The organism is Bacillus stratosphericus (genome assembly GCF_020524495.1).
In the GTDB taxonomy this organism is placed as follows: Bacteria; Bacillota; Bacilli; order Bacillales; family Bacillaceae; genus Bacillus; species Bacillus stratosphericus_B.
Window position 1 is genome coordinate 93515 of the sequence record NZ_JAIVLB010000007.1, and the last position, 11980, is coordinate 105494.

Annotated in this window: 11 protein-coding genes, 1 pseudogene and 2 riboswitches; of the genes and pseudogenes, 5 read left to right on the forward strand and 7 right to left on the reverse strand. The window is 38.6% G+C overall.

Translation table 11 applies throughout. The annotated features are described in order from the left end of the window. Window positions 1-233: 233 nt before the first annotated feature. Window positions 234-1028 (forward strand): flagellar motor stator protein MotA, encoded by a 795-nt coding sequence (motA, locus tag LC033_RS04455; RefSeq protein WP_226567054.1) that lies wholly within the window; start codon window positions 234-236, stop codon window positions 1026-1028. Beyond that, the gene (gene motB / locus LC033_RS04460; protein WP_226567055.1) at window positions 1021-1785 is read left to right on the forward strand and encodes a flagellar motor protein MotB; all 765 of its coding nucleotides are present in this window, start codon (window positions 1021-1023) and stop codon (window positions 1783-1785) included. The genes motA and motB overlap by 8 nt, the downstream gene beginning before the upstream one ends. Window positions 1786-1817: 32 nt before the next feature. Here motB and mhqR read toward each other — a convergent pair whose 3' ends face one another. Then, complete coding sequence (gene mhqR, locus LC033_RS04465; RefSeq protein ID WP_226567056.1) at window positions 1818-2273, reverse strand: MarR family transcriptional regulator MhqR; 456 nt, start codon at window positions 2271-2273, stop codon at window positions 1818-1820. Between the two features lie 204 nt (window positions 2274-2477). On the opposite strand from mhqR, the gene kinD reads away from it, so the two are divergent. Continuing rightward, on the forward strand, window positions 2478-3983 hold the full coding sequence (kinD, locus tag LC033_RS04470; protein WP_281430307.1) for a sporulation kinase KinD: 1506 nt from the start codon (window positions 2478-2480) through the stop codon (window positions 3981-3983). A 47-nt stretch (window positions 3984-4030) separates the two neighbouring features. Here the strand turns inward: kinD and LC033_RS04475 are convergent, their stop codons facing one another. From LC033_RS04475 to LC033_RS04480, 3 genes and pseudogenes are all read right to left on the reverse strand, one after another. Then, the gene (locus LC033_RS04475) at window positions 4031-4273 is read right to left on the reverse strand and encodes an aspartyl-phosphate phosphatase Spo0E family protein (RefSeq protein ID WP_226567058.1); all 243 of its coding nucleotides are present in this window, start codon (window positions 4271-4273) and stop codon (window positions 4031-4033) included. 583 nt (window positions 4274-4856) lie between these two features. Continuing rightward, a pseudogene (mtnW, locus tag LC033_RS17180) lies at window positions 4857-5105 on the reverse strand (2,3-diketo-5-methylthiopentyl-1-phosphate enolase); the annotation flags it as partial. A 107-nt stretch (window positions 5106-5212) separates the two neighbouring features. After that, a riboswitch (SAM riboswitch) is annotated at window positions 5213-5314 on the reverse strand. Window positions 5315-5358: 44 nt separating this feature from the next. Continuing rightward, on the reverse strand, window positions 5359-6549 hold the full coding sequence (locus LC033_RS04480; RefSeq protein ID WP_226567059.1) for a pyridoxal phosphate-dependent aminotransferase: 1191 nt from the start codon (window positions 6547-6549) through the stop codon (window positions 5359-5361). 166 nt (window positions 6550-6715) lie between these two features. Beyond that, a riboswitch (SAM riboswitch) is annotated at window positions 6716-6873 on the forward strand. Between the two features lie 80 nt (window positions 6874-6953). Here LC033_RS04480 and mtnK point away from each other — a divergent pair. Both mtnK and LC033_RS04490 read left to right on the forward strand, forming a co-directional pair. Further along, window positions 6954-8147: an S-methyl-5-thioribose kinase gene (gene mtnK, locus LC033_RS04485; protein ID WP_226567060.1), complete on the forward strand. Its 1194-nt coding sequence runs from the start codon at window positions 6954-6956 to the stop codon at window positions 8145-8147. A 95-nt stretch (window positions 8148-8242) separates the two neighbouring features. Continuing rightward, a complete protein-coding gene (locus LC033_RS04490) occupies window positions 8243-8530 on the forward strand; it encodes a translation initiation factor eIF-2B alpha/beta/delta subunit family protein (protein ID WP_226567061.1) in 288 nt (95 codons plus the stop codon). Between the two features lie 132 nt (window positions 8531-8662). Here the strand turns inward: LC033_RS04490 and LC033_RS16790 are convergent, their stop codons facing one another. The 3 genes from LC033_RS16790 to LC033_RS04500 form a co-directional block, all read right to left on the reverse strand. After that, a complete protein-coding gene (locus LC033_RS16790) occupies window positions 8663-8797 on the reverse strand; it encodes a hypothetical protein (protein ID WP_264188634.1) in 135 nt (44 codons plus the stop codon). A 90-nt stretch (window positions 8798-8887) separates the two neighbouring features. Next, window positions 8888-9379, reverse strand: coding sequence for a methylated-DNA--[protein]-cysteine S-methyltransferase (locus tag LC033_RS04495; RefSeq protein WP_226567062.1), 492 nt, complete (start codon window positions 9377-9379; stop codon window positions 8888-8890). Window position 9380: 1 nt separating this feature from the next. Further along, on the reverse strand, window positions 9381-11591 hold the full coding sequence (locus LC033_RS04500; RefSeq protein WP_226567063.1) for a PAS domain-containing sensor histidine kinase: 2211 nt from the start codon (window positions 11589-11591) through the stop codon (window positions 9381-9383). Window positions 11592-11980: the final 389 nt, after the last annotated feature.

Genomic DNA, 11980 nt, shown 5'->3' on the forward strand with positions numbered 1-11980 from the left:
AAATCATGTATGAAGAAAAATTAAAAGAACTACTTTTAAATAAAAGCGACTCAAATTAATGAACTGGAAATTCCCTTCTATTAAAGAAGGGGTTTCTTTTTACGGTGTATAGAAAGCGGTTTCGTCAAAATTTCTTCACAGAAACTGTCTTAATTTTATATTCTGACTAAAACCCTTCTAGAACACACCGATATTAACTATAGAAAAAGATAGTTAAAGGATTTGGTGAGATAATGGACAAAACATCGTTAATTGGTATTATTTTAGCATTTATTGCACTGAGTGTCGGTATAGTTTTGAAAGGTGTGAGTCTAACCGCTCTTATCAACCCGGCGGCTATATTGATAATTATTGTCGGGACCATTGCAGCTGTTGTCATTGCATTCCCATCTAGTGAGATTAAGAAAACGCCAAAATTGTTCGGAAAAATTTTCAAAGACAGCCAGCTACCAACGATTCAAGAAATGATCCCTCTTTTTTCAAACTGGGCACAAATTGCTCGTCGTGAAGGTCTTTTAGCATTAGAAGCAAATCTTGAGGAAGTAGATGATGATTTCCTAAATAACGGCTTAAGCATGGCGGTTGATGGCCAAAGTGCAGAATTTATTCGAGACGTATTAACAGAAGAAGTCGATGCGATGTCGGAAAGACATCAGTCAGGTGCATTAATCTTTACACAAGCAGGAACATACGCACCAACTCTTGGTGTACTTGGCGCAGTTGTTGGGTTGATTGCTGCACTTGCAAACATGGGAGATATTGAACAACTAGGACACGCCATCAGTGCTGCCTTCGTTGCCACACTGCTTGGGATTTTTACTGGGTATGTTTTATGGCATCCATTTGCGAACAAGCTTAAACGTAAATCCAAAGAAGAAGTCAAACTTCGTCTTATTATGATTGAAGGCATTCTTTCTGTTCTTGAAGGGCAATCTCCAAAAGTCATTGAACAAAAACTTTCGATGTACTTACCAGCGAATGAACGTGCAAATTTTGTCATTGAAGAAGGAGAAAAACAGAATGGCTAGGAAACGTAAAAAACATGATCACGATGAACATGTAGATGAGTCTTGGCTTATCCCTTATGCCGATCTTCTGACGCTTCTTCTCGCCCTCTTCATTGTGCTCTTTGCATCTAGTTCCATTGATGCTGCAAAATATGAACAGATGGCCAAGTCTTTTAATGTTGTCTTTACTGGTGGTACTGGTGTTATGGATCAATCAAGCATGCAAAGCACTGAGGAAACCGAAAACAGTAATCAAATCAAGAAATCAGCAGAGGAAGATGAAGAAGCCAAAGCGAAATCCCGAGATCACGCGGTACTCACAAAGGTAAAAAAACAAGTGGATTCATTCATTGCAAATAAAAACCTTGAGTCTAAACTTGAAACAAAGCTCACAGATGAAGGTTTGCTTATTACAATTGAAGACAGTATTTTCTTTGATTCTGGCCGAGCGGTCATTCGTCCACAAGATGTCCCGTTAGCAAAAGAAATTTCAAAGCTGCTCGTCATTAACCCCGCACATGACATTGTCATTAGCGGACATACAGATAATGTACCCATCAGAAATTCAGAATTTAAATCCAACTGGTATTTAAGCGCCATTCGTGCTGTCAACTTCTTAAATATTCTACTAGAGAACAGCAACCTAGACCAAGAGAATTTTAGTACAAAAGGGTACGGTGAATTTAAGCCGATTACCTCAAACAATACAGCGGAAGGCAGAAGTAAAAACAGACGCGTAGAAGTACTCATTTTACCAATTGAGAAAAAAGGGAAATAAAAAAGGAAGCCAGTGGCTTCTTTTTTATATGTTTATTCTTTATGATCATATAAATGTTTTGCACGCAGTCCCACATGTTTGAGCATATCAATACAGGCATCCTGCTCTTCTTCACTTAGCACACTAATCATCTCATGGATTTCTTTCGCATGATCTGGGAAGATGTCATCAAGCAAAGCTCGTCCTTGTTCCGTAATATGTGCAAATGTCACCCTGCGGTCATCCGCACAATCCTTACGACTTAGAAGTTCTTTTTTCTCCAATTTATCGACCACATATGTGATACTTCCGCTTGCTAGTAGAATCTTATCGCCAATATGCTGTAGCGGCTGATCACCTTTATGATATAGCAATTCTAGTACAGCAAATTCAGTCGGATTCAGACCGTGCTTAACTATATGTTTGTTCATGTGATGATTAATTGAACGATAGGCACGTGATAATACAATAAATAATTTCAAAGATTTCTCAACATTAAGATTTTCCATTCTTTATCATCCTTTATAAAATGCACCCCACTAATGTGACATTAATAAAGAATAAGTAAAATGTCAACATCTTGATTCTTTATTAGCATGAAAATGAGACCAGAACGAATCACCTAATTTTTTAAAAATTACACAAGTGATCGTAATATAGATAGTTTCAATGCTATAATAAGTCTATTAGGTAAAACGTTGGAGCGATGAATGATGAGAATACTGAAAGGGTTTTGGAAGAAGGTCAGACTATACCTTATTTTGGTGATGATTCCAACCCTAATCATTAGTTATTTTATCTACGAAAAAGAAACGGAAAAAATTGATTTAAAAAACAAACAAACCGCTACAATTATGTTAAATATTCACAAAAACCAAATGAATTATTTAATTAGTGAAACAGAAGCGAGATTATCATCCCTTTCCATGGGATTTGACCAGCCATTGGAAACGAAAAAAGTAAAGAACATCCTAGATAAAATTTATAAACAAGAACCTCGTTTTTCAGGCTTGTATCTCCTAGACAAAAAAGGAAATGTAACAGCAAGCACCACACCGTTAAAGGAAAAAATCAATCTATCCTTCAGAGATTATTTTAAGCGCATTCAAGTGACAAAGCAGACCGTGATCACGGATAACTATGTGAGTAGAATTACAAAACAGCGGATTCTCTCCATTTGTGTACCAGTTTTGGATGAAAACGAACAAGTCACAAATGTGCTAGTCGCAGCCATTCAAATTGATTATTTAAAAAACATTATGAATGTATTGAATCCAGAGCTTCATTTTAAGATGCTGAACCAGAATGGCCATGTTGTGTTTACAAGTGGACCGCAGCCAGCATCAGAAAAAGGCAGCACCGTGTCTACATATTTAGATGAAAACAGCTGGAAGCTAGAGGTTTATCCTCAGCGTGCTACAACAAGTGAAGTGCTGTCTGTTATGTTGTTTCCCTTATCCAGTGCATTTATTTTATTAAATATTCTATTCACACTTGTCCAATATATCATTTTAAGAAGGCAAACCCAGCAGGAGCGTCATCAAAATGAAGCGCAAAAGCTTGAATTGATTGGAACACTCGCAGCAAGTACGGCGCACGAAATCCGCAACCCATTAACAGGCATCAGCGGATTTATACAGCTACTGCAAAAGAAGTATCATTCAGAAGAAGATCAGCTCTATTTTTCTGTTATAGAGGAAGAAATTAAACGGATTAACCAAATAGTCAGTGAGTTTCTTGTGTTAGGAAAACCAACTGCAGAAAAATGGCAGAATAATTCGGTGAAAGAAATTGTGAGTGAAATTATGCCGATCGTTTTCTCTGAGGCTAACCTTTATAATGTCGAGGTTGATTTGCAAATCAATACAATTCAAGATGTTGGTGTATATTGCACGAAGGATCACATTAAACAAGTCGTATTAAATGTAGCAAAAAATTCTCTAGAAGCTATGCCAAATGGCGGTCATTTGAAGATTGTGATTGAAGCTGAGAAAGAACATGTCATCATTAAAGTGAAAGATACGGGTGAAGGCATTCCAGAAGAGATGCTAAAGCATATCTTCCAGCCATTTATTACGTCGAAGGAAAAAGGAACCGGCCTTGGGCTTGTCGTGTGTAAGCGAATCATTTCGATGTATGGCGGGACAATCGATATTCATAGCGAAGTGAATAAAGGAACAACGGTTATGATCATTCTCCCTTCCGCTCAATCCTTTTAGCTGAAGCATACAGCCGGTTTTGCTTATGCAAGACCGGTTTTTTCATGTCAGTAAGAGGGACGATTCACAGATAAGAGACTCATTTGGGACACAAGATCATGAAAGGAGGTAACAGAATGTTTCTCATGAAAAAGAAGATGCTGGTACTCATTCATCAGATTGTCCAGTTCTTGACTGTATTTGATTGTCGTCTCACCAGTATACCCTTCCACTTGAGCAGCTTCTACCATCTGTTTTCTCTTCTCATCAATTGACATTAGCAACTGTTCTTTCCTTACATACATATTCATTATCTCAGCTCCCGCAATGAATTCATCTGCTACTCTCTAAATTTCCGACACCAAAATTATACCTTATTTGTAAATTAAATAAAATGTGCTTATTTTATTTAATTTTTTACAGCCAAAGAACTTTTACCCAAACATATCTGGGTAAACTTCAAATTTGAACAGGCAGGACTGACATATTGGATTAAACAGAATTTTATCCTATGCAAAAGATCAATATCAACTATTTTCTTTCTCATTTTATACCTAATTTCCTAAAAAAGCAGATTAAGAGATCACGTCTTGCGCTTTGTATATGTCTCGAATTTCCTTTTGCAAAACAGCCAAAATTACTTATTTTTACTGTTATGTTAAATTATACTTTTATGATAACTGATTTAGTAGTTTTTCAATATCCCAATGTTCATAAATAACCCCTTGCTTTTCTAAATAAACTGCCGCCTCTTGTTCGTTCTCAAGTAATGTGTTCTCGCATCAGCTCCAATCGGCCTTCCTTGCTCGACCTTTAAAATCGAAGGTTCTACCAGCTAAATTGACTGCATATAACGTGCGAACCCTTTCTCTTCATATGTTTTTTTTAAATAGTCAGACTTCTTTTAAATCTGCCGAAAAGTCTATACCGACAAGCTTTATTTTTTCTATCTAGTGAAAGTTTTCCAAAAATCGACGTTAAAACGGCGGGTATGTCAGCTGAAAAGTTGCCTCAGGGCAAGCAATTTTCACCTCTAATTGATAAAGGCCATTTTCACCCGATCGTTAATCCAAACGCGATATGCTCCGCTTTTCGGTCAATTTGTTCATCCGCTCGGTGTGTTTGTACATATGTTGCTGTAATTCACTCACTAGGAATCCCCTTTTCGATTGCTTCCTGCTTATGTCAATAAAAAAACCTCTTTAAGTGCTTGGTCAGCACCTTAAAGAGGTTTCGTCTCATTCATCCGAATCTTATCTCTCAGCGCTTGCTGCAAGAATTAGCACCATGCTTCATGGAAGTCAGTTGCCGGGCTTTATTAGGCTAGTCCCTCTGCCTATGCTTAATAAGAATATTCAATTTTCTTAAATATTGGCTGAATTATCGCACCATTTTTTTACGTTGACAATGACTTTTTTTCAAACAACTGCAATGAAGCGATTCGATCAGCAGCTTCTTTTAACCGCTCCTCACTTGTTAAAAGGCCTACTCTGACGTAGCCTTCACCGTGTGTACCAAAGCCATTCCCCGGCGCAACGACTACATGCGCTTTCTCTAATAATAAGTCAGAAAAAGATTCAGATGTATACCCATCAGGCACTTTTAACCAAGCAAAAAACGACCCCTTCGGTACACATACGTCCCAGCCAATCTCCTTGCATAGAGCGATCCACGTATTACGTCTTTTCTCATATCGATCATTTTGCACCTTTACGCACGTTTGATCACCTAAAAGTGCTTCTGCTGCTGCATCTTGTGTCGCTTTAAAAAGTGACACAAACAGATGCTCCTGATAAAGCTCAATGGCTTCAATCACAGACGGATTACCTGCAGCAAAACCTACTCTCCAGCCTGCCATATTAAATGTTTTAGACAATGTATAAATTTCGATTCCTGTCTCTTTCGCTCCTTCTACTTGCAAGAAGCTGATAGGCTTTTCACCATCAAATCCAATACCGCCATATGCGAAATCATGAACAACACACATCCTGTAATCTTTCGCAAAAGTAACAGTTTCTTCAAAAAATGCACGACTTGCAGTGGCGCCAGTCGGATTGTTTGGATAATTTAAGTACATCAATTTTGCCTTTTTCTTATCATCCTCTGACAATAGATTGTAATCAGGTAAAAATTGATGTTTTTCAAGCAGAGGCATGGTGACCATGTTGGCTCCAGCAAGCACGGCACCTGACCAATAATCAGGATAACCAGGGTCCGGAACAAGTAGCGTATCATTAGGATTCAGTAAGCATTGTGGCAGCTCAACAAGTCCCGCTTTCCCGCCAAATAAAATCGCAATCTCCGTCATTGGGTCAAGCGTGACGCCATATTCTCTTTCATAAAAGACAGCGGCGGCTTTTTTTAATTTTGCTGTTCCACGGAATGAGGAGTATTGATGATTTTCAGGCTTTGCTACAGCTTCCTGCATGGCTTTCACAATATGTGACGGGGTTGGCTGATCAGGATTTCCCTGGCCTAAATTAATCACATCTACCCCTTCCTGCACTTTTTTCTGTACCTTTTGGACAAGCGCTGCAAAAAACTGTTTCGGTAAATGTTTCAACACATCTGATTGTTGAAATTCCATCTCTTCACCTTCTATTCAAGTTACTTGACAATACACTCACTGTAATAGATTGTTTTATTAATTGTAAAGCCATTTCGGAAAAAAGATTGACATGTAAAGAGCAGCTCTGATAATATCTTGAATTAAGAAATACATGCAGACATGAAACAATTACATAATTGATTTCTCTTATCGAGAGTTGGGCGAGGGATTTGGCCTTTTGACCCCAACAGCAACCGACCGTTAATACCACTGTGAAGTGGGGCGCAGCAAGTAAAGCGCCAAGACAATTGTCTTATAGGGCACGGTGCTAATTCCATCAGTCGTATGTGCTGAGAGATAAGAGAGGCTTAGAGTATACACGCCATCAAGCCTCTTTCTCTCAAGAGAAAGAGGCTTTTTTATATGATTTGGAGGGGAAGTAATTGGTTACACTTACGGCATCATATGAAGAATTAACAGAGAGTTCGGCAGTTGCACTAGCAATTAGACTTGGATTAATCCAAGAAAGCAGTCATTTGACATGTACCGAAATTGGTGACGGGAATTTAAATTACGTCTTTCATATTTTTGATCACAAACACGAAAAAGGGCTGATTATGAAGCAAGCTTTGCCCTATGCAAAGGTTGTCGGGGAGAGCTGGCCTCTTACATTAGACCGTGCAAGAATTGAAAGTGCTGCACTGATCAAGCAGTCAGAGTTTGCGCCGCACTTCGTGCCAGTAGTTTATTATTCCGATACTGCTCTTGCTGTGACAGCAATGGAAGATCTATCACACTTAGAAATCGTCAGAAAAGGGCTAATTGCCGGAAAACATTATCCGCATTTATCCCGTCATGTCGGAGAGTTTTTAGGCAAAACACTATTTTACACATCTGATTTTGTTACGAATCCTAAAATCAAAAAACAATTCGTAAAGCTGTTTACCAATCCTGATTTATGTGACATCACTGAAAAGCTTGTCTTCACAGACCCTTTCTTTGATAGCGAAACAAATGACTTCGAAGAGGAATTAAGAGAAGATGCGAAAGCGCTGTGGGCTGATGTTGAACTGCAAGTTAAAGCAGCAGAGCTGAAGCGCATCTTCTTAACCTCAACTGAAACACTTGTTCATGGAGATCTTCATACAGGCAGTATTTTTACAAGTGAAAGTGAAACAAAGATTATTGATCCAGAATTCGCTTTTTATGGCCCTTTTGGATTTGATATCGGTCACTTTATTGCTAATCTACTCTTGAATGCTTTATCTCGTGAGAATGAACAAGAACAGCAGCCTCTTTTTAACCATGTTGTCAATGTATGGGCTACATTCAAAGAAGTGTTCACAAAAGCTTGGAAAGAAGACAGCATTGAAGCGTTCAGTGGATCAAACAGCTTTTTAGACACAACCTTTGACCGTATTTTAAAAGAAGCGACAGGCTTTGCTGGCTGTGAGCTTGTTCGACGAACAATTGGTTTTGCTCATGCGGCTGATCTTGATACGATTCCATCAACATCTAGAAGGCTTCAGAAGAAAAAAGGAGCTCTGGCCCTCGGAAAAACATTCATCAAACAATACCTTGCAGTGGAAACTGCGTCTGACCTCGTCGCATTATTCCAGCAATCTGTAAAGGCGTGACGGGTTTTGTCTAAAGAATTTGAAGTTCTTCGTTCCGTCGATTGGGAAAACCGAATTAAAATTTCTGAATCAACAAATATGACCGGCTGGAAACTGTGTTTGAGCACTTATATACAAAAGAAGATGTCTATTATGCAATCGTGACATTAAAAGTGTGCGGAGCACCTGCTATTGGCATTACAAAAGCTTTCAGGCTGGCACTCAGTGCCCAAGAGATTAAAACAGAAGAGATTGATGTCTTTAAAAAAGTAGTAGCTCGACTAAAGGAATATTTATATCGTGCTCGTCCAACAGCCGTTAATCTTGCCTGGGCATTAGATACCGTTTCAGCGAATAAAAATGCAAATTCCATTTTTTGTGGCAGCACCGCTTTCGACCTTTGATGTTATTCTTCATCATCTCATTTCATGTATGATTACAAAGAAAGGAATCATCACTTCGCATTATACAGAGGAGATCTATGCTCTTTTCACGGAAAGCATCACACTCTAATATAAAAAAGCGCCATGTTCTTGTCATTTAAGAGCACCATGCTCTTTTGTTTCGATCGTTTTAGCTAATATTTCTTTCTTCTGTTCCTCCGTCAAGACGTTCATTTTGACACATAGTGACGTCACGGCATACATTTTATCTTTTTTTCCCAAAAACATCCTAGCATCCCTCCTTTTTCCCTCAACCAACTTTTTTAGCTTAATAAAAGGATATGTCGCTTATCAAACATTTGGAACAGGTCAATCGATTTATTTTTTAACAAAAGGGATGCCTTCTAATTCAAGCAGAACTGCTTTCATATCCGTCTTCGTTCCTGCATAGCCTGTCAATGACCGGTCTTTACCAATAACCCGGTGACACGGAATAAAAATAGGCAATGCATTTCGCCGATTGGCTTGTCCTATAGCTCTGACAGCCTTTGGATTGCCGATCTCTTCTGCAATATCTGCATAGCTTCTTGATTCACCATACGGAATAGCAGAAAGTGCCTCCCATACTTGCTCTTGAAACGAAGAGCCTGATTGCTTGAGAGGAAGATCGAATACTTTACGATGACCGTGAAAATACTCATGAAGCTGTTTTTTCGCTTCTCGTAATACAGACGTATCTTCTTTTTTTAGATGGGCTACCTGCTTTTTTGTCATAAACGGCTCATCATCAAACATTACTTCGACGATGAAACCGTCTTTTTCTAGTATGTATATTTCCCCGACTGGTGCGCTATAGACTGTATAATACACATTAAAGCTCTCCTTCTTGTCTTTGTTGTCTCAGTGGTAAAGTGAGGTGGAAAACTGTTCCTACTCCTTCCTCACTCTCAACCTCAATGGTTCCTTGATGCTCCTCAATAATTTTATAACTGACCATTAAACCAAGTCCAGTTCCTCTTTCTTTCGTTGTATAAAATGGTTCGCCGAGACGCTTTAGTTTATCCTCTGTCATTCCGCATCCTTCATCACGCAGTGAGATGACAATATGCTCGTCGCCCTTCCGCTGAATACTCACGTATACATTTCCTTTCTGCGGCATCACTTCAATCGCATTTTTTAAAATGTTAATAAAGACCTGCTTTAATTGATTTTGTTCACAGTAGATAAGCGGAATCTCATCCAATACATTCAGGTGCATTTGGACATTGCCAAGATTGGCCTGGGCGTGCAAAAGATCCATCGTGTCTTTCACAATTTGCACCACATTTTTTTCTTCATACACAATGGCTTGCGGCTTCGCTAAAATCAAAAATTCTGTAATGATGGATTCAATTCTTTTTAGCTCTGATGTGATGACATTGAAATAGAGAGAATACTCCCCTTCAATATTTCCTTTCAACAGCTGAATGAAACCTTTTAATGCCGTCATCGGATTTCTAATTTCATGGGCAATTCCAGCAGCAAGCTCTCCGACCACATGAAGTGTATCTGATTTTCTCACCCGCTCCTCTAATTCTTTCCGCTCTGTCACATCTCTAAAGATCGCCAGATTCATGTTATGAATAATGTTGCGTTTAAAGGAGAACTCCAGTATGCGCTGATCTGGATGGTTCAGCACAAACGGAACTTCGTTGTCCATCTCATCTAATGACATCGTCTGAGCTGGCTGAGCCAATTTTTCGATCTGATATGGCGCAAGAATATGGAAAAGGCTCATTTCAGTTAAATGATCATCCTTCAGTCCAAGAAGCTCGCTCGCAGAGGGATTGACATCAATCATGCGGTATTGATTATCAAAAAGGACAATGCCATCCATTGACCCATTAAATACTTTACGGAATTTGAGCTCACTTTCGCGCAGCTCCTGCTCCATTCGCTTTCTATCACTAACATTACGTAAAATGGTTAAATGCTGACCCTCAAATACCGCATGCTTCGATGTAAATTCTAGCTCTTTGAATTGACCGTTTGCCATTCTAAACAATAGTTCTTCTCTTATTTCATGATTTCTCATATATTGTCTTATTGTTGGTCGATATCTCTTATCAGATTTGACTAGAAAATCCGTTAATTTCTTACCAATCAGCTGATGCATCGGTAATTCAAATATTCGGCAGGCTGATTGATTCGCTCTCACAATCTCCCCATCGTCCGCCCATATGATGATGGCATCCATCGCATTTTCAAATATTTCTCTAAAGCGTTCTTCACTTTTTAACAGCTTCTCTTCCATTAATCTTTTTTCTGTAATATCCCGCATGATGGACATATAAAAACCGCTCATGACATTTGATGTAATGGTCAGTTCGAATAATTTGTGCTGACCAGATTGAAGGGTCACGGGAAGCTCCCCCTTTGCTTTCCCCGTTTCTTTTAGTGACGTTAAAAGGTGATGCAAGGCAGGAAGATTTTCTTCTTCAACAAATTCATTTAAATAACGATCTGTTAAATCTGTCTTTTGAAGCTCGAAGCTTTGACAAAAAGAGTGATTTGCGTCAATCATGCAGCCATCCTGATCAAAAATGACCATACCATCAATTGCTCGGTCAAATAAATCTTTGAACAGCTGCTCATTCATGGAGCGTTCTCGTTCTAAAATTTTCTTTGACGAGATATCTCGCATGATCACAATATATTGTTCATTCACTATGTCATGCTCTGCGACAAATTCAATATATTTTGTCTCCCTATTTTCAAGCTGAATGGAGATTTCTCTTTTCAATGTTCCTTCTCGGAAAAAAATCTCGAGTGAGCAATCAATTTTATTTTTCGGGATGCCGTATAGGAAATCTAGAACGGATTTATTGAGGAGGTCTTCTTTCGGTGTCTGTACAAGCGTGCATGTCGCTTCATTGGCTTGAATAATGTTGAGGTGCTGATCAAATATAAAAATGGCATCTAACGTCTTATTTAAAAGCCTTTTCTGCTGCATCAACTCAGTTCGCAAATATTCATTCTCTTTTGCTAGTTTTCTGGTATCTTCCGCAGCGGTTACTTGCTTGCCATTGAGCGTTTCAGTCATTCTCTTACACCCCTTTTCCAGCCTCATTCCTCTACAATATTTCTACAATATTTTCATTGTTCCTTCATTCGACTCATAAAAAAAGATAACTTTTTATTTCATTTGGATGACACGATTGTATAATGAATCTCTTTTCTTACCCGTCTTTACAACCGTTCTACAATTTCACATCAAATAGCGAAATGAGCCAAAATCTATTTTAAAATGGGGCAAATGAGGTGAAGTGCACCCCAAATATTAGACACAGTCTAACATTTGGAGGTGCTTTTCTTTGGCTAAATTTACAATTGAAGATAAAATCAAAGCGGTAAAACGATACCTCATTGACCGTGAGAGCTTGCTTAGAATTGCAAAACAGATTGGCGTGAACAAAAGTATACTTCAATATT

Coding starts and splice junctions, on each gene's coding strand:
- motA (WP_226567054.1), top strand. CDS start 234: ATGGACAAAACATCGTTAATTGGTATTATTTTAGCATTTATTGCACTG.
- motB (WP_226567055.1), top strand. CDS start 1,021: ATGGCTAGGAAACGTAAAAAACATGATCACGATGAACATGTAGATGAG.
- mhqR (WP_226567056.1), bottom strand. CDS start 2,273: ATGGAAAATCTTAATGTTGAGAAATCTTTGAAATTATTTATTGTATTA.
- kinD (WP_281430307.1), top strand. CDS start 2,478: ATGAGAATACTGAAAGGGTTTTGGAAGAAGGTCAGACTATACCTTATT.
- LC033_RS04475 (WP_226567058.1), bottom strand. CDS start 4,273: ATGAATATGTATGTAAGGAAAGAACAGTTGCTAATGTCAATTGATGAG.
- LC033_RS04480 (WP_226567059.1), bottom strand. CDS start 6,549: ATGGAATTTCAACAATCAGATGTGTTGAAACATTTACCGAAACAGTTT.
- LC033_RS16790 (WP_264188634.1), bottom strand. CDS start 8,797: ATGTTTTTGGGAAAAAAAGATAAAATGTATGCCGTGACGTCACTATGT.
- LC033_RS04500 (WP_226567063.1), bottom strand. CDS start 11,591: ATGACTGAAACGCTCAATGGCAAGCAAGTAACCGCTGCGGAAGATACC.